The 17459-nt window shown below is 61.4% G+C and carries 20 protein-coding genes; 11 read left to right on the top strand and 9 right to left on the bottom strand.

Features of this window, described 5'->3' with window-relative positions:
- The first annotated feature begins 179 nt into the window (after positions 1-179).
- Positions 180-740, top strand: coding sequence for a sigma-70 family RNA polymerase sigma factor (locus tag HJB82_RS12715; RefSeq protein ID WP_207582141.1), 561 nt, complete (start codon positions 180-182; stop codon positions 738-740).
- On the opposite strand, the gene HJB82_RS12710 is transcribed toward HJB82_RS12715, so the two are convergent.
- Entirely contained in the window at positions 737-1129 is a 393-nt protein-coding gene (locus HJB82_RS12710) for a YkvA family protein (RefSeq protein WP_207582142.1), read from the bottom strand. The two genes, HJB82_RS12715 and HJB82_RS12710, sit on opposite strands and share 4 nt — an antisense overlap.
- A 79-nt stretch (positions 1130-1208) precedes the next feature.
- Positions 1209-1514, bottom strand: coding sequence for a 4a-hydroxytetrahydrobiopterin dehydratase (locus HJB82_RS12705; protein WP_207582143.1), 306 nt, complete (start codon positions 1512-1514; stop codon positions 1209-1211).
- Positions 1515-1716: 202 nt separating this feature from the next.
- On the opposite strand from HJB82_RS12705, the gene HJB82_RS12700 reads away from it, so the two are divergent.
- Entirely contained in the window at positions 1717-2163 is a 447-nt protein-coding gene (locus HJB82_RS12700) for a low molecular weight protein-tyrosine-phosphatase (protein WP_207584396.1), read from the top strand.
- On the opposite strand, the gene thpR is transcribed toward HJB82_RS12700, so the two are convergent.
- Together thpR and HJB82_RS12690 are read right to left on the bottom strand one after the other, a co-directional pair.
- Positions 2070-2663, bottom strand: coding sequence for an RNA 2',3'-cyclic phosphodiesterase (thpR, locus tag HJB82_RS12695; protein WP_207582144.1), 594 nt, complete (start codon positions 2661-2663; stop codon positions 2070-2072). The genes HJB82_RS12700 and thpR overlap by 94 nt on opposite strands.
- A 68-nt stretch (positions 2664-2731) precedes the next feature.
- Complete coding sequence (locus HJB82_RS12690; protein WP_221140128.1) at positions 2732-3376, bottom strand: arylesterase; 645 nt, start codon at positions 3374-3376, stop codon at positions 2732-2734.
- A 72-nt stretch (positions 3377-3448) separates the two neighbouring features.
- Between HJB82_RS12690 and HJB82_RS12685 the strand changes: the two genes are divergently transcribed.
- The 4 genes from HJB82_RS12685 (at position 3449) to HJB82_RS12670 (ending at position 8271) form a co-directional block, all read left to right on the top strand.
- The gene (locus tag HJB82_RS12685) at positions 3449-4156 is read left to right on the top strand and encodes an ABC transporter ATP-binding protein (RefSeq protein WP_221140126.1); all 708 of its coding nucleotides are present in this window, start codon (positions 3449-3451) and stop codon (positions 4154-4156) included.
- Complete coding sequence (locus HJB82_RS12680; RefSeq protein WP_207582146.1) at positions 4153-6696, top strand: ABC transporter permease; 2544 nt, start codon at positions 4153-4155, stop codon at positions 6694-6696. The genes HJB82_RS12685 and HJB82_RS12680 overlap by 4 nt, the downstream gene beginning before the upstream one ends.
- 179 nt (positions 6697-6875) lie before the next feature.
- A complete protein-coding gene (locus HJB82_RS12675) occupies positions 6876-7604 on the top strand; it encodes a Bax inhibitor-1/YccA family protein (RefSeq protein ID WP_007632456.1) in 729 nt (242 codons plus the stop codon).
- Between the two features lie 109 nt (positions 7605-7713).
- On the top strand, positions 7714-8271 hold the full coding sequence (locus HJB82_RS12670; RefSeq protein ID WP_207584397.1) for a GNAT family N-acetyltransferase: 558 nt from the start codon (positions 7714-7716) through the stop codon (positions 8269-8271).
- 63 nt (positions 8272-8334) lie between these two features.
- On the opposite strand, the gene HJB82_RS12665 is transcribed toward HJB82_RS12670, so the two are convergent.
- From HJB82_RS12665 to acnA, 3 genes are all read right to left on the bottom strand, one after another.
- A complete protein-coding gene (locus HJB82_RS12665) occupies positions 8335-8736 on the bottom strand; it encodes a DUF2794 domain-containing protein (RefSeq protein WP_164007576.1) in 402 nt (133 codons plus the stop codon).
- A gap of 350 nt (positions 8737-9086) precedes the next feature.
- A complete protein-coding gene (locus HJB82_RS12660; RefSeq protein WP_207582147.1) occupies positions 9087-9827 on the bottom strand; it encodes a thioredoxin family protein in 741 nt (246 codons plus the stop codon).
- Between the two features lie 235 nt (positions 9828-10062).
- Positions 10063-12753, bottom strand: a complete 2691-nt coding sequence (gene acnA, locus HJB82_RS12655) for an aconitate hydratase AcnA (protein WP_207582148.1) — start codon at positions 12751-12753, stop codon at positions 10063-10065.
- A gap of 261 nt (positions 12754-13014) precedes the next feature.
- Here acnA and ccmA point away from each other — a divergent pair, with 261 nt between their 5' ends.
- The 5 genes from ccmA (at position 13015) to HJB82_RS12630 (ending at position 16148) form a co-directional block, all read left to right on the top strand.
- On the top strand, positions 13015-13662 hold the full coding sequence (gene ccmA / locus HJB82_RS12650; RefSeq protein WP_221140124.1) for a heme ABC exporter ATP-binding protein CcmA: 648 nt from the start codon (positions 13015-13017) through the stop codon (positions 13660-13662).
- Between the two features lie 241 nt (positions 13663-13903).
- Positions 13904-14563, top strand: coding sequence for a heme exporter protein CcmB (ccmB, locus tag HJB82_RS12645; protein ID WP_207582150.1), 660 nt, complete (start codon positions 13904-13906; stop codon positions 14561-14563).
- 47 nt (positions 14564-14610) lie between these two features.
- Positions 14611-15372 carry a heme ABC transporter permease gene (locus HJB82_RS12640; protein ID WP_207582151.1) on the top strand — a complete coding sequence of 254 codons (762 nt, stop codon included), beginning with the start codon at positions 14611-14613 and terminating at the stop codon, positions 15370-15372.
- 3 nt (positions 15373-15375) lie between these two features.
- Positions 15376-15543, top strand: coding sequence for a heme exporter protein CcmD (ccmD, locus tag HJB82_RS12635; protein ID WP_207582152.1), 168 nt, complete (start codon positions 15376-15378; stop codon positions 15541-15543).
- Positions 15540-16148 (top strand): DsbE family thiol:disulfide interchange protein, encoded by a 609-nt coding sequence (locus tag HJB82_RS12630; protein WP_207582153.1) that lies wholly within the window; start codon positions 15540-15542, stop codon positions 16146-16148. The genes ccmD and HJB82_RS12630 overlap by 4 nt, the downstream gene beginning before the upstream one ends.
- Positions 16149-16152: 4 nt before the next feature.
- Here the strand turns inward: HJB82_RS12630 and HJB82_RS12625 are convergent, their stop codons facing one another.
- Entirely contained in the window at positions 16153-16743 is a 591-nt protein-coding gene (locus HJB82_RS12625) for a DUF2585 domain-containing protein (protein WP_221115456.1), read from the bottom strand.
- Positions 16740-17384 (bottom strand): septation protein A, encoded by a 645-nt coding sequence (locus HJB82_RS12620; RefSeq protein WP_007632438.1) that lies wholly within the window; start codon positions 17382-17384, stop codon positions 16740-16742. The genes HJB82_RS12625 and HJB82_RS12620 overlap by 4 nt, the downstream gene beginning before the upstream one ends.
- Positions 17385-17459 lie beyond the last annotated feature (75 nt).

Genomic DNA, 17459 nt, shown 5'->3' with positions numbered 1-17459 from the left:
TTTCGACCCTTTGACGGTATCGGCTGCAACACCGTGTCCCGATGGTACTGGCCGTCCGTTCCGCTGAATTTAAGACACAAAGATTCAGGCAAGAGTTTGACCTTTCCCAAATCCGTTGTACCTCATTAAGACTTGGAAATCCGATACGAATTTATTGCGCAGGGGGCTGGTGAGGGGACATGGATGCCGAGGAAAGACAGCGTTTCGCTGCCCTCGCAAAGGCCGTCGCCAGAGATCGCGACCAGCAGGCCTTTTCCATCCTGTTCGACTATTTCGCACCCCGGCTGAAAGCCTGGCTGATGCGCCAGAAGATGACCTCAGGCGAGGCCGAGGAACTGGTTCAGGAGACCATGATCGTGCTCTGGCACAAGGCAGATCTCTACGATGCCACGCGATCTTCGCTCTCGACCTGGCTTTTCCGCATTGCCCGCAATCGCCGCATCGACATGCAGCGCCGCGTCAATACCCGCATCTTCGATGAAACCGATCCGGCTCTGCAGCCGCCGGCCGAAATCGGCGCGGAGGAAATCGTCGCCAACGACGATCGCGACGCCAGGATACGCGCCGCCGTCGGCCAATTGCCGGAGGAGCAGCGCGATATGCTGCGCGCCGCCTTCTTCCTCGGTCAATCGCACTCGGAAATCGCCGAAGCGACCGGGCTGCCGCTCGGCACGGTGAAGTCGCGAATCCGGCTTGCCTTCGGCAAGCTCCGCAAGGTGCTGGAACGCGAGATGGCTTAGATCGTCTTCATCGTTTCTTCGGTCCGGTCGGCCAGAACGCGGTCGGCCGCCTCGTAGTGGCCCGGGCGGATATGGCCACGCACCATGGCGAAGGCCGCCGAGAGCACGGCGATGTCGTCGGAAAAGCCGATGACGGCGAAAACATCCGGGATTATGTCGATCGGCATGACGAAATAGGCAAGCGCTGCGAGCAGCACGCCGCGCACCTTCGTCGGCGTCTGCGGATCGAGCGCGCAGTAGAAACCGGCGACGACATCGCGTGAGAACGGAATTTGCCGCACAGCCCGCCGGAAAGTCGGCCAGAATTTCTGCCGTACGGTCTTTTCCCGTCGGCTCTGGGTGTCCTCGTCGCCTGGCAACAGGATTTCCCCGAATTTGACGTCGTTCATCCCTGCCTCCTTTCGTCCAAGCGAACATATGGTGATGGCGCCCACTCTTTCAATCGACCCCTTTCAATCGGCCCCGCTTTCAAACGCCGCGTCGCGACGCAACCTTCTCCATCGCCTTGGCGAGCTTGAAATCCAGCTCCGTCAGTCCGCCGGCATCATGCGTGTTCAGCGTCACATCCACCCTGGAATAGACGTTGAACCATTCAGGATGGTGGTTGAGCTTCTCGGCCGTGATCGCCGTCTCCGTCATGAAGCCGAAAGCCTCGATAAAATTTGCAAACTTGAAGCTCTTCGATATCGAAGAGGCCGCATCATTGAGCGCCCAGCCCGCAAGCCCCGCCAGTTGCGCCTCGACCGCCGTCCGTTCCAGTCTTTCCATTTTCATGCCATGCTCCTCCTGTGTGTCCGACAGGTCCACCGATGAAACGCATCAGCATCCTCTTCGTTTGCATGGGCAATATATGCCGTTCTCCGCTAGAACAGGATGATTTTAGGCCGGGTCGGCCTAAAATCTGAATCCTGTTCTACATTAAAGAGTTAGAGCATGATGTCGTCCGAAAACCGCTTACACTTTTCGGCATCATGCTCTGGCGGAGGGAATTTTCAGCCACGTCGCCGCCGAGGCGGATTTGAGTGGCCGCTTCACGATCGATTCCGCCGGAACCGGCGGCTGGCATGAAGGCGAGCTGCCTGACCTGCGGTCGATCGCCACGGCGAAAAGCCACGGGATCGACATATCCGGGCAACGCGCCCGCCGAATCCGCTCCAGCGATTTCAGGGATTTCGATCTGATCCTGGCCATGGACCGCGATAATGTGGCGGCGCTCGAAAAGATCGCGCCGCCTGAGGCAACCATCCGTCTTTTCGGCGATACCGCGCTTGGAACGGGAGAGGATATTCCCGATCCCTATTATGGCGGCCCGGCAGGTTTCGAGCTGGTCTATACCAGGCTCTTGACCGGCTGCAGCAGCCTGCTCGAAACGCTGGGCGTCGAGCGCGCCTCGTGCAGCGGGAACACTTCCTCGGTGAGGTAGGGCCCCCCGCCGACCGATTCGCGCGACGAAAGCAGCACGAAGCGCGGCGCGGTGAAACTTGCGGTGTGGAAGTTGCCGCGTCCCGCCAGATATTGCACGACATCGTCGAGCCGCGACGATTTAAGCCGCGCCAGCGTCACATGCGGCATAAATTTGCGCGGATCCGGCGGCAGGCCGATACGCTGGCAGATGCGCTCGATCTCACCCTGCAGCGCATGCATTTCAGGCGATTGCGAAACACCGGCCCAGACCGAATGCGGTTTCTTCGAACCGAAGGAACCGATGCCTTCGAGCCGGAACTGGAATTCCGGCCGGTCGATCCGGTCGAGTCGTTCTACGATTTCATCAGCCGTGCGGCCGTCGACATCACCGATGAAGCGCAGGGTGATGTGGTAATTCTCCACATCGATCCATCGTGCTCCGGGGAGGCCACCGCGCAGCAATGAAAGGCTCATCGCCGCATTGCGCGGAATTTCGAGGGCGGTAAAAAGTCTCGGCATAACGAGCACTCCCCGAATCTTTTGCAGATGCTCACACGGAATCACGCAATCAACGACCGCGCAAGCCCCTATTTCTTCACAGAAGAAATCGCTTCGACGAAATTTGTGACGGCCGGCTCCATCTTCCCGACCATGATCTCGACACCTCTCGTATTCGGATGCATGCCGTCTTCGAGTTTAAGCCCTGGATCCAGCGCGACACCGTCGAGAAAGAACGCGTAGAGCGGAAGTCCGTGTTTTTCCGAAAGCCTCTGGTAAATCGGATTGAACCGCGCCGCATAATCCGCCCCCATGTTCGGCGGCGCCATTATGCCGGCAAGCAAAACAGCAATCCCGCGATCCTTTAGCCGAGCAATCATCTGATCGAGATTCTTCTCGCTTTCTTCAGGCGGGATGCCGCGCAACGCATCATTGGCGCCAAGCTCCAATATGACGCCATCGGTGCCGTCAGGTATCGACCAGTCGATGCGAGCAAGCCCCCCTGACGTCGTGTCACCGGAGACCCCGGCATTGGCAACGGCGACGTCGAGCCCCTTCGCCTTCAGGGCCGCCTGCAGCTTTTCCGGAAAGCCGTCGCCGGGCGGCAGCTGGTAGCCCGCCATCAAACTGTCCCCGAAACCAACGAGATTGATCGTTCGGGCATCCGCTGCAACGGCAAAGATCAGCGAGACGGCAATGACGGTGAATTGAAGCGCGGCAACTTTAAATCTCATTCTGGCTTCCCTAGATTGGCGAAGTGCTGTTATGCGGCCATTCGATTATGGATTTATATAGGGCGATTTCTGTTGGCAAAAACCATCATCGAGTTGAAGGGCGCCGATCTGACCCTCGGCAGTGCAGCCGCCTCCGTGCATGTGCTGAAGGGCATTGATCTCGATGTCTCTGCCGGCGAATCCGTCGGCATCGTCGGCCCGTCCGGTTCCGGCAAATCGACCCTGCTGATGGTGCTTGCCGGGCTGGAGAAACTCGACAGCGGCGAAATCAACATCAACGACACGCCTCTTCATACGCTGAGCGAGGATCAGGTCGCCGATTTCCGCGGCCGCAACATCGGTATCGTCTTCCAGTCCTTCCACCTGATCGCCAACATGACGGCGCTGGAAAACGTTGCCGTGCCGCTGGAACTCGCCAATGTCGGCAACGCTTTCGAGATCGCCCATCGCGAGCTGAAATCGGTCGGCCTCGGTGAACGGCTGAACCATTATCCCGGCCAGCTTTCCGGCGGCGAACAGCAGCGCGTGGCGATCGCCAGGGCGCTTGCCCCCTCTCCGGCCCTGCTGATCGCCGATGAACCCACAGGCAATCTCGACACCGAGACCGGTCGCCAGATCGCCGACCTGCTGTTCTCCAAGCAGGCCGAACGCGGCATGACCCTGTTGCTCGTCACCCATGACGTCTCGCTCGCAAACCGCTGCTCGCGCCAGATCCGCGTCCGCTCCGGCAGGATCGAAGGCGATAGCGCCGCCCGCCACAACGAGGCGGCGATCGCATGAGGATCATCACGCCGCGCGTCTCGCTCGCTTTTCGCCTGGCGCTCCGCGAGCTGCGCGGCGGCATTCGCGGCTTCTACATCTTCCTCGCCTGTATCGCCCTCGGCACGGGTGCGATCGCCGCGGTCAATTCCGTGTCGCAGTCGATCACCGACACGATCGCTTCGCAGGGGCAGGAGCTGCTGGCCGGCGACGTGCGTTTCGAGCTCAACAATCGCGAGGCGACGCCCGAGGAAATGGGCTTCCTCGACGGCCTCGGCACCGTTTCGGTCTCGACGGGCCTGCGCTCGATGGCCCGCAAGCCTGACGGTTCCGATCAGGCGCTGGTCGAGGTCAAGGCCGTCGATGACGCCTACCCGCTCTACGGCCGCTTCGTGGCCGAGCCGGACTATCCCCTCGCAGCCCTGCTTTCAGGCCAAGGCGGCACCTATGGTGCGGTCGCAGCCCCATTGCTTCTCGATCGGCTCGGGCTTGCGGTCGGCGACGAATTGCTGCTCGGCACCGTCAAGCTCAGCATCACCGGCACGGTGAAAACCGAGCCGGATGCATTGTCGGAGGGTTTTGGCTTTGCGCCGCGCCTGCTCGTCAGCCGCCGGGCGCTCGCAGCCTCCGGGCTGATCCAGACGGGAAGCCTAGTCGAACATGCCTACAAGATCCGGCTGGAAGACAAGGGCGCGATGTCGGGCATTCAGGCGCGCGCCACCAAGGAATTCCCCTCCGCCGGCTGGGCTGTTCGCACCAGCGACCGCGCCGCACCCTCGCTCACCGAAAACATCACCCGTTTCTCGCAGTTCCTGACGCTGGTCGGCCTGACCGCGCTGATCGTCGGCGGCGTCGGTGTCGCCAATGCCGTGCGCGCCTTTCTCGATTCCAAACGCACCACCATCGCCACCTTCAAATGTCTGGGTGCGCCGGCGCAGGTCGTCGTGTTGATCTATCTCTTCCAGATCGCCATCATCGCGCTTGGCGGCATCCTGATCGGCCTCGTCATCGGCGCCCTGTCGCCGATCTTCGCCGCGCAGTTCCTGGCGCAGTTCCTGCCGGTCTCGACTGCGCCGACCCTTTATCCCGGCGCCCTGCTGCTTGCCACGCTCTTCGGCATCCTGACGACACTCGCCTTCGCCATCCTGCCGCTCGGCCACGCCCGCGAAGTGCCTGCGACGGCACTCTTCCGCGAGCAGGGTTTCGAGGCCCGCCGCCTGCCCTCCTGGCCCTACATCCTGCTGGCCGCGCTGTTCATGGCCGCCCTTGCCGGCCTTGCCATCGTCACCGCCTATGACCGCTTCATCGCCGTCGTCTTCGTCGGCGCGATCGTCTTTGCCTTCGTCGCCCTTCGCCTTGTCGCCGCGCTGATCGCCTGGCTTGCGCGCCGCAGCCCGCGCGTCAACTCGCCGGCATTGCGGCTGGCAATCGGCAACATCCATCGCCCCGGCGCGCTGACGCCCTCGGTCGTGCTCTCGCTCGGCCTCGGCCTGGCTTTGCTGGTGACGCTGACCTTGATCGACGGCAACCTGCGTCGGCAGCTGACCGGCCGCATGAACGAAGGCGCGCCGAACTTCTTTTTCGTCGATATCCAGAGCGCCGAGGTCGACGCCTTCCGCGATCTCGTCAAGGCGCAGGCGCCGCAGGGCAAGCTCGTTGAAGTGCCGATGCTGCGCGGCCGGATCGTCGCCTTCAACGGCGAAGATGTCACCAAGTTGGACGTGCCGGCCGCCGGCCGCTGGGTGCTGAACGGCGATCGCGGCATCACCTATGCCGACACCCTGCCGGAGAATGCCGCCCTCACGGAAGGTAACTGGTGGGGCAAGGATTACAGCGGCGAGCCGCTCGTCTCCTTCTCGTCGGAAGAGGCGCATGAACTCGGCCTGAAGATCGGCGATAAGATCACCGTCAACGTGCTCGGCCGCAATATTACCGCGAAAATCGCCAATCTGCGCCGCGTCCAATGGGAATCGCTGTCGATCAACTTCGTCATGGTTTTCTCGCCGAACACCTTCCGCGGCGCCCCGCATGCCTGGCTGGCGACCCTCACTGATCCCTCCTCGACACCGGCCGAAGATGCGGCGATCCTGAAATCCGTCACCAACACCTATCCGACGATCACCAGCGTCCGCGTCAAGGACGCGATCGATATCGTCAACCAGCTGGTCGGCGAGCTTGCGACCGCAATTCGCGCCGCCGCCTCCGTTGCTCTCATCGCCTCGATCCTCGTCTTGGCCGGCGCGCTTGCCGCCGGAAACCGGGCGCGCACCCACGACGCGGTGGTGCTGAAGACGCTTGGCGCCACCCGCGCCATGCTGATCCGCGCCTTCAGCTACGAATATCTGATCCTCGGGCTGGCAACCGCAATCTTCGCGTTGATCGCCGGCGGCGTTGCCGCCTGGTTCATCGTCGCCCGCATCATGCGCCTGCCCTCGACCTTCCTGCCCGATGTGGCGGGGCTGACGCTGGTGACCGCGCTCGTCCTCACCGTCGGCATCGGCCTCATCGGCACCTGGCGGATCCTCGGACAGAAGGCGGCGCCCGTCCTGCGCGAACTCTGACCGGATAGCGACGCCCAAACCCTTCACCTTACGGCGATTTAACCGACCGAGCCTTTGCAAGCCTCTTGTTTGCGATCGGCGAAAGCCTCATATTGTCTGCAGGCATGCTGGAGCTCCGCAGCGGCGCCCGGGTCGAAAACCCGACACCGTATTTCCATCGGAGCTTGTAAGAGGAAACTATGGCTGACCTTCGTAACTATCAAAGCCGCGCGCAGACCGGCGAGATGATTGATCAAGGCCTGCGCACTTATATGCTCAAGGTTTACAACCTGATGGCGCTGGGTCTGGCGATCACCGGCGTGGCCGCATATCTCGGATTCAACTTCGCTGTTCAGGACGGCCAGCTCACCCAGTTCGGCGTGCTGCTGTTCCAGTCGCCTTTGCGCTGGGTCGTCATCCTTGCGCCTCTTGCGGCCGTCTTCTTCCTGAGCTTCCGCATTAACAGCATGAGCGTGGCCGCCGCCCAGACGACTTTCTGGGTCTATGCCGCACTTGTCGGCCTGTCGCTCTCGTCGATCTTCCTGGTCTACACCGGCCAGAGCGTCGTTCAGACCTTCTTCGTCACCGCCGCCTCCTTCGGCGCGCTGTCGCTTTACGGCTACACCACGAAGCGTAACCTGTCGGCGATGGGCTCGTTCCTGATCATGGGTCTTTTTGGCCTGATCATCGCTTCAATCGTCAACATCTTCCTGGCGTCGTCCGCGCTGCAGTTCGCGATCTCCGCGATCGGCGTCCTGATCTTCGCAGGCCTTACCGCCTACGACACGCAGCGGATCAAGGAATTGTACCTGGAAGCCGATGACGTCGCCGTGGCCGGCCGCAAGGCGATCATGGGTGCGCTGACGCTCTATCTCGACTTCATCAACCTCTTCATGTTCCTGCTCCAGTTCATGGGCAACCGTAAATAAGCAGGACAGACTGAGATCGAAAAGGCGGCTTCGGCCGCCTTTTTTGTTGCGCCGGCTTTCGCGGAATGGTTTAGGAGAGACCTTGCCCTCCGATGGACCTGCCGCCGAAATGTCCTTCCTCCTGCGCAATGCTTCCGAAGCCGATATCCCCGCCATCGCCGAAATCTATCGCGAATCCGTCCTGAACGGCACGTCGAGCTATGAGATCACGCCGCCGTCCGAGGCTGAGATGGCGCAGCGGTTTGCGGCGATCGTCGGCCAGCAATATCCCTATATCGCCGCAGCCGATGCTGACGGAAACCTGCTCGGCTACGCCTATGCCTCGGCCTTTCGCGTCCGCCCGGCCTATCGCTGGATAGTCGAGGATTCGATCTATCTGGCGCCCGAAGCCCGCGGCCGCGGCATCGGCAAAGCATTGATGACCGAGCTGATCGACCGCTGCACCGGTCTCGGTTTTCGTCAGATGATCGCGGTCATCGGCGGCGCCAGCCCCGCCTCGATCGCGCTTCATCTCAAGGCGGGCTTCGTGGAGGTCGGCCTGATGCGGGGGGCCGGCTACAAGCATGGCCGCTGGCTGGATACGATGCTCATGCAGCGCGTCCTCGGCGAGGGTATGACGACCGATCCGGATCCGTCCATCTATCCCGGCACGCTGTTTGCCGGCTGATGCATGTCGCCCGGAAGTGTGCAGCGGTTCCGGGATAACGACATGCAGAAAAAGTGTTTCGGCTTACTTATCGACCAGCTTCAGCGCCTTGTCGAACACCTTCAACACCTGGTTCAACTCGTGACCGCGCTTCAGAATGGTGCCGTGGACGTTGATCACCGAATAGGCGCCCTGCTTGGCGGCAAGCTTGGGATTTTTCTCGACGCGGAAGAGCGGCATTTCACCGGAGCGTTTGAAGACGGAAAATACCGCCCTGTCTTTCAGATGATCGATGGCGTAGTCGCGCCATTCGCCGTCACCGACCATACGGCCGTAGATCCAGAGGATCGCATCCAGTTCGCGCCGATGAAAGGTCACCGGAAGTGGATCTTTGCTTTGCTTGTATTCCCTGAGATCGACGACGACTGAGGAACTATTGTCGACGGAACGGCTTTCGCCGTGTCGCAAATCCGGCTGATCTGTCATTCAGTCTCCGAGGCCTCTGCATGTGACAGGAGAGTGACAGTGTGCCCGAGCCGCCGCAAATTGCAAGAGTGCCGGCCGTCACATTCGGCCGCACTCCAGCGCCGCGCGTTGGACGCGCAAGGATGCCGTAGCACTTTGAATCGGCGCATCGTCCGATGCGCATAATAGCGTTGTCGCTTTCTCGGTAGCGCCGCATTTCAGTCAAAACAGCGCCTCATTTGCAGGAGAATTATGAATCCCGGTTTGGCGCCAGCGCGCCAAAGGGCCCGGCGGAGCGTATCGACCTTAACCCCAGCCCCGAATACGCTCAGCCGGGCCGCCCGGTACTTCATCCGCAAGCGGATGAAATCTCAGATGTTTTTTCCAGCCATCACCACGGTCGCCCCAAGGATCGCAGCCGGATCGCCGTTGTCGGTCGCCGATTGCAGCAGGATCGCGCAGCCCTCGAGCTGCGGCCGCTGCAGGACACTGGCTGGCAGCGTCAGACTGGTCGCCTTGCCGTCCCACATGCCGACGGTTTCGACATTGGTGACGCTGTGCAGATAGGAAATCTTCTTTCCGCTGTTCTCGCCCTTTTCGACGTCGATGGTCTTTTCCTTGTCGAAATACACCATCACGACATTGGCTTTGCCCTGTCCCGCGCCGATCTTGATCTCCAGCTCGTCGCCGCGCATCGACGCGCTGATGGGGACGGTCAGCCCATTGCCTTCGCCGCTATAGGTATCGAGCTTGCCGTTGATACCGTTGAGATCGGCGCCGGCCAGATGACCGCGCCCGTTGACGATGGCCTGCGGCGTGTAGACGTTGCTGCGGCCCATTGTCCTCGCATAGCCATATTGCCGCTCGGTGTTTTCCTTCGAGCTCAGCGTATCGGCCCAGCCGAGATAGTTCCAGTAATCGACATGATAGGCGAGCGCGATGACATCGCCCTGGCTCACCAGCTTACGGAAAGCAGCATCCGCGGGAGGACAGGAGGAGCAGCCCTGCGCCGTAAACAGTTCGACGACACCTTTCGGCGTGCCGTCTTCGGCCTGAAGCGGGCCTGAGAGAACAACGCCGGCGATCAGCGGAATCAGAAAACGGGGGGACATTCACCTGCACCTCTTTTTCAGCGCCGACGGCGTGTTCGACCGGAGGCCCTGACATATGAACGTACGAATAATCCTTCCGGATCCAAACGAAAAGTCACGAACGGGTGAGACGCAGCGCAACCGGAACCCGCATAAAACAAATCATCGTGAGGTCCCTCAAATACCGTCGCCGCAAAGAAAAGCCGCCGGAAAATGCTCTCCGGCGGCCATCATCATATTATGAAGCTCTTAACAATCAGGCAGCGAGATCGCGCAGAACCGTCTGCAGGATGCCGCCATTGTTGAGGTAGACCACCTCGTCGAGCGTATCGACGCGCGACAGCAGCGGAACTTCCTTCACAGTGCCGTCGCCATAGGTGATCTTGGCGATCTTCTTCTCGCGCGGCTTGATCTTTTCCAAGCCCTCGATGGTGACGAGCTCGTCGCCCTTCAGGCCGAGGCTCTGCCAGGTCGTACCCTCTTCGAAGACGAAAGGAATGATGCCCATGCCGACCAGGTTCGAGCGATGGATACGCTCGAAGGACTGGGCAACGACAGCCTTGACGCCGAGCAAATTGGTGCCCTTGGCAGCCCAGTCGCGCGAGGAGCCGTTGCCATATTCGACACCGGCGAAGATGACGAGCGGCACGCCTTCGGCCTTGTACTGCATCGCCGCGTCGTAGATCGAGGTCTCTTCCTTCGACGGGTAGTGGATGGTGTAGCCACCTTCCTTGCCGTTCGGGCCGAGCATATGGTTGCGGATGCGGATATTGGCGAAGGTGCCGCGCATCATCACTTCATGGTTGCCGCGGCGTGTGCCGTACTGGTTGAAGTCGGCAACGGCGACCTCATGGCCGAGCAGATAGGCACCTGCAGGGGATGCCGCTTTGATCGAACCGGCCGGCGAAATGTGGTCGGTGGTGATCTTGTCGCCGAACAGGCCAAGGACGCGGGCGCCCTTGATATCGGCGATGCCGGTGCCCTTCTTGCCCATGCCGACGAAGTAGGGCGGGTTCTGGACATAGGTCGAATCGTCGTCCCAGGCATAGGTCTGGCCCGGAGGAACCTGAACTGCCTGCCAGTTGACGTCGCCCTTGAAGACGTCGGCATACTTGCTTTCGTAAAGTTCGCGGGTCACGTATTTCTGGATGAACTCCTGCACCTCGTGCGAGGTCGGCCAGATATCCTTGAGATAAACCGGATTGCCGTTCTGGTCTTCGCCGATCGGCTCCTTGGTCAGATCCATCTGCACCGTACCGGCGAGCGCATAGGCGACGACGAGCGGCGGCGAAGCCAGGTAGTTCGCCTGCACGTCGGGCGAAATGCGGCCTTCGAAGTTGCGGTTGCCGGAAAGGACGCCGGAAACGATCAGGCCCTTGTCGTTGATCGTCTTCGAGATCGGCGCCGGCAGCGGGCCGGAATTGCCGATGCAGGTGGTGCAGCCGAAGCCGACGAGGTTGAAGCCGAGCTTGTCGAGATCGGCTTGCAGGCCTGACGTGGCAAGATATTCGCCGACGACTTGCGATCCCGGTGCCAGCGAGGTCTTCACCCAGGGCTTCGTCTTCAGGCCCTTGGCTACGGCGTTGCGAGCCAGAAGCCCGGCAGCGATCAGTACCGACGGATTGGAAGTGTTGGTGCACGAGGTGATGGCAGCGATCGCCACGTCGCCATGGCCGAGATCGAAATCCGTGCCTTCGACGGCGTAGCGGTTGTTGAGCTGGCCCGGCTTCTTGTAATCGGCATCCATCGAGCCGGCAAAGCCGGTCGCGATGTTCTCGAGCGAGATGCGGCCTTCCGGACGCTTCGGGCCGGCCATCGACGGCACCACGTCGCCAAGATCGAGTTCCAGCGTATCGGTGAAGACGAGATCTGAACCGTCGCCATCACGCCACATGCCCTGGGCCTTCGAATAGGCCTCGACGAGAGCGATCCGGTCATGCGTGCGGCCGGACACGGTGAGGTAGTTGATAGTCTCGCCATCGACCGGGAAGAAGCCGCAGGTGGCGCCGTATTCCGGACCCATATTGCCGATCGTCGCGCGGTCGGCGAGCGGCATATTGTCCATGCCGGGGCCGAAGAATTCGACGAACTTCGAAACGACGCCCTTCTTGCGCAGCATCTGCACGACGGTGAGGACGAGGTCGGTCGCCGTGACGCCTTCCTTGAGCTTGCCGATCAGCTTGAAGCCGATGACTTCGGGCAACAGCATCGAGACCGGCTGGCCGAGCATCGCCGCCTCAGCTTCGATACCACCCACACCCCAGCCGAGCACGCCGAGACCGTTGATCATCGTCGTGTGGCTGTCGGTGCCGACGCAAGTATCCGGATAGGCGATCGTCTCGCCGTCCTCTTCCTTGGTCCAGACGGTCTGGCCGAGATATTCGAGATTGACCTGATGACAGATGCCGGTGCCGGGAGGCACGACGCGGAAATTCTTGAAGGCCTGCTGGCCCCATTTCAGAAAGCGGTAGCGCTCGCCGTTGCGCTGGTATTCCAGCTCGACATTCCTGGCGAAAGCCTGCGGCGTGCCGAATTCGTCGACGATGACCGAGTGGTCGATGACGAGATCGACGGGAACGAGCGGGTTGATCTTCTCGGGATCGCCGCCGAGCGACACCATCGCGTCGCGCATCGCGGCAAGATCGACGACGGCGGGAACGCCGGTGAAGTCCTGCATCAGCACGCGCGCCGGGCGGTAGGCGATTTCGTTTTCGACCGCACCCTTATTATTCAGCCATTCGGCAACAGCGAGGATATGCTCCTTGGTGACCGACTGGCCGTCTTCGAAGCGCAGCAGGTTTTCGAGCAGCACCTTCATCGAATAGGGAAGCTTCGAGACGCCGGCCAGACCGTTTGCCTCAGCCTTGGGCAGGCTGTAATAGACATAGTCCTTTCCACCAACGGAAAGGGTGGAACGACAATTGAAGCTGTCAAGAGATTTAGACACGAGAGACCCCGTTCTGATAGCCAACACAGTCGTGCGAACGCCTATGCACTTAATGCACATCAGGATGCGGGTACGGCCATTTCCGCTGTCCGCACGTGGAACAGATGCTCCAAGTTCGGCGCAAGGATGAAATTCACGCCGACCGCTGGCGTGGTTGCGGCTCTTATAGATAATTTCCTAAAAACTTGCCATACCCGAGCGCGGTCAAAATCGGAGATTTTTTGACCCCGCCGCGACCCGAAACGAAGAAAGAGCCGACGCATGCATCTCACCGCCGAAAATCTGGCTGCCAGGCGCGGTGAGGATCTCATTTTCGTTAACATTTCCTTTCACTTGGCAGCCGGCGAGGCGCTTGTGCTGACGGGAAGAAATGGATCGGGAAAGTCCACTTTGCTGCGGGTTGTCGCCGGCCTCCTAAGTCCGGAAAAAGGCGCCGTCATCTTCCATGACGGAGAGGGCGGAGACGACCGCCGTTCTTCCGAGGTCAGCCACTACCTTGGCCATCGAAATGCGATGAAGAATGAACTTACAGTTGCAGAAAACCTCGATTTCTGGCGCAGCTTTTTTGGCGGTATAGGAGGCTCTCCCGGTCTCTCCGTCGAGGACGCCGCTGACGCCGTCGGCCTTTCGGGGATCACCCACCTTCCCTTCGGTTACCTCTCCGCCGGCCAGCAGCGTCGATTCGCCTTCGCCAAGCTGCTCGTCGCCCATCGCCCCTTATGGATCCTCGATGAACCGACAGCCGCACTGGATGCCCGCGCCGACCAGCTGCTGGCCGAATTGATCGAAGCGCATCTGGCCAAAGGCGGCATCGTGCTGGCGGCGACGCATCAGCCGCTGGGGCTGAAGAATGCGCACGAGTTGAAGATGACCGGCTTTGCCGGTGTGGATCAGGGAGTGTGGGGATGATGGTTCGAGGCGTTGCACCCCCCCTCTGCCCTGCCGGACATCTCCCCCACAAGGGGGGAGATCGGCCAGGGGCGGCCTCTTGCCCCAGTCAAACGCTGCAGATGGACGCGGCCGCTTGGCGCGCGATTAAGATTTCTCGAAGCCCATGCATCGTGCCGATCTCCCCCCTTGTGGGGGAGATGCCCGGCAGTGCAGAGGGGGGTGCCGCCCCGACCACAACTCATGCAAAGAGCCGCCCCGCATGACCGCCCTCTTCCTTCGCGACCTCAAACTCTCCATCCGCGCCGGCGGCGGCGCGCTGATTGGCGTGCTGTTCTTCCTGACCATTGTCGCCGTCATCCCCTTCGGGGTCGGTCCGGACCTCAAGCTGCTTTCGCGCATTGGCCCCGCCATCGTCTGGATCGGCGCGCTGCTCGCCGCCCTTCTTGGCCTAGACCGCCTGTTCCAGGCCGAGCGCGATGACGGATCGCTCGACCTGATGCTGATGCAGGAAACACCGCTCGTCCTGACCGTCCTGGTCAAATGCTTCGCCCACTGGACCGCCACCAGCCTGCCGCTGGTCATCGCCTCGCCGCTGCTCGGCCTCTTCATGAACATGGACGAGAGGGCGATCGGCGCGACCGCGCTGACGCTGCTTGTCGGCTCGCCCGCCATCACCTTCATCGGCGCTGTCGGCGCCGCCGTCGCCGTGGCATTGCCCCGCGGCGGTCTGCTGGTCTCGATCCTCGTGTTGCCGCTGACCATCCCGGTGCTGATCTTCGGTGTCAGCGCCACCTATGCCGCCGTCGAGGATCCCGCCCCGTTCCTGCCGCCCTTTCTCATCCTCATCGCGCTGACGCTGTTCTTCGCGGTCATCGGCCCGGCTGCCGCGGCCCTTGCGCTGCGAAACACGGCGGATTGATTGGCATCCGATTGCGGGAAAAGTCGGATCACGGTAAGGAAGCGAACATGAGCCAAACCAGCCTTGCCATCAGCAAATTCAGCGACCTCGCCAACCCGACCCGGTTCTTGGCGCTGGCGGCGCGCGTCATTCCCTGGCTGGCCGGCATTACCGCCCTCTGTTTCGCGATCGGCCTCTATCTCAGCTTCTCCACAGAAGGTGATTACCAGCAGGGCGAAACCGTGCGCATCATGTACATCCATGTGCCCGCGGCCTGGCTTGCGATGATGTGCTACACGGTCATGAGCATCTCGGCGATCGGCACGCTGGTCTGGCGCCATCCGCTCGCCGACGTTGCCGCCAAGGCCGCAGCGCCGCTCGGCGCCGCCTTTACCCTGCTTGCGCTTGTCACCGGCTCGCTCTGGGGCAAGCCGATGTGGGGCACCTGGTGGGTTTGGGATGCGCGATTGACCTCGGTTTTCGTTCTCTTCCTGATGTATCTCGGCCTGATTGCGCTCAGCCGCGCCATTGACGATCCGTCGAGAGCCGCACGTGTCAGCGCCGTGCTCATCCTCGTCGGCTTCGTCAACATCCCGATCATCAAGTTCTCGGTCGAGTGGTGGAATACGCTGCATCAATCGGCAAGCGTGATGCGCCTCGATGGCCCGGCGATCGATCCGGAATTCCTGCGTCCGCTCTTCGTCATGGCGATCGCCTTTACCCTGCTTTTTTTCACGCTGCATATCATGGCGATGCGCAACGAGATCTGGCGCCGCCGCATTGCCGCCCAGCGCCGTCTTGCCGCCCGCCTTGCGAGCCGGGAGGAATAGCCGGTGACGCATGCCTTCTACGTCTACGCTTCCTATGGCTTTGCGGCGCTCCTGACGGTCGTCGTAACGCTATGGACCTGGGCCGACGGTCTAGCCCGCCGCCGTGAACTCGCAGCGCTCGAAGCCGCGGGCATTCGCCGCCGCTCGGCGCGCGCAAAGGACGGCGAATGAGCGAGACGCCTGAAACCACCACCGCCAAACCGCGCGGACTTGGCCGCTACGCGCTGGCGCTTCTGCCGCTGATCGTCTTCGGCGGCATTGCCGCAACGGCAGCAAAGATGCTCTACGACCAGGATTTCCACGGCAAGAACATCGCCGAAATCCCCTCCGCCCTGATCGGCACCAAGGCGCCGGCGCTGAACCTGCCGCCGCTCGCTGGCGCCAACCTGCCGGCGCTGACCGATGCCGCCGTCAACGGCAAGCTGACCCTCGTCAACGTCTTCGCCTCGTGGTGCATCCCCTGCCGGGACGAACATCCTGTTTTGAAAGAGCTGGCGAAAGACCGACGGCTGAACATTGTCGCCATCAACTACAAGGATAAGAGCGACAACGCCGTGCGTTTCCTCGGTGAGCTTGGCAACCCCTATCAGGCGATCGGCATCGATCCGAACGGCAAGGCAGCGATCGACTGGGGTGTCTACGGCATTCCGGAAAGTTACCTCGTCGGCCCCGACGGCACGATCCTCTATAAACGCGTCGGCCCCTTCGACGACATCAGCCTGAAGGAAGGGCTGTTTCCAGCGATGGAAAAGGCATTGGGGAAGCCGGTTTCGTAAGAGCTTACGCGCCGCCGCCCTGCCAGACCTTGATCGCCTCCACCGGCCAGATCAGCATCACCACGTTGAGGGTCAGGTTGTCGCGGATCATGTAGCCGGTGAAAATCTCGAAGAAGATGGCGATCGCAACCGTGAGCGCCACTGGCGCACGCGCTGCGAAGAAGAAACCGACGCACATGAAGACGGTATCCATCGCCGAATTCAGGATGCTGTCGCCGTAATAGTCGAGCGCGATCGTCGCCGTACGGTAGCGGTCGATGATCAGAGGCGAATTCTCCAGCAGTTCCCAGCCGGATTCGATGAACAGCGCCAGCAGCAGCCTCGCTGCCAGCGGTTTGCGGCGCAGGATCAGATGCCCGAGCCCGTAGAACAGGAAGCCGTGGATAATATGCGACGGCGTGTACCAATCCGACAGGTGCTGCGAATTGCCGCTGGTATTGACCCCGCCCTCCCACAACTTGACGTAGCCGCAGGCGCAGATCGGCACGCGGCCCATCATATATTCGGCGACGATCTGGGCGACCAGCACAGCAAGGCAGGCGACAAACCAGAAGGTCTGGTGTCTGGCCCGATATTCGACGTCTGCCGCGCTCACTTCTCGCCGTCCGTTTCCAGGTTGATGCTATGTTTGAGCACCAGCGGCATCTGCGCCAGCGTGAAGATGATGGTGATCGGCATCGTGCCCCAGACCTTGAAGGCGACCCAGGTACCGTCGGAGAAATTGCGCCAGACGACCTCGTTCAGCACGGCGAGAAACAGGAAGAAGATGCCCCAGCGAATGGTGAGCTTGCGCCAGCCCTCCGGATCGAGCTGAAAGGCGGCATTGAAGACGTAGCCGAGCAGCGACCTGCCGAAGGCAAGCCCACCAAGCAGCGCCACCCCGAAGAGCGCGTTGACGATGGTCGGCTTCATCTTGATGAATGTCTCGTTCTGCAGGTAGATGCCGAGCGCCCCGAAGATCAGCACCACGATGCCGGAGACGAACGGCATGATCGGCAGATGGCCGAGCACAATCTTCGAAACGATCAGCGAAATCGCCGTCGCCGCCATGAAAAGCCCGGTTGCGACGAACAGCGGACCACCCAGCTCCGAAAGAGCAGGAAACCGTTCCACCAGCCACTGGCCGCGCAGATTGGCGAAGAAGAAGATCAGCAGCGGCCCGAGTTCCAGTGCCAGTTTCAGCAACGGGTGATGCCGGTCGGCCGCGGTCGGGGTAATATCGCTTTCGGTGCTCATGCGTCCTTCAAACCTGCTATTCCTGAAAACCTGATTGCCGGCCGTGCCTTGCACGCTTTCGGCGGCATATCTGTG

Origin of the sequence: Rhizobium sp. NZLR10 (assembly GCF_019685125.1) — a bacterium.
GTDB lineage: Bacteria > Pseudomonadota > Alphaproteobacteria > Rhizobiales > Rhizobiaceae > Rhizobium.
Note: the sequence above shows the minus strand (reverse complement) of the source record. Positions and strands in the feature narration are given on the sequence as shown.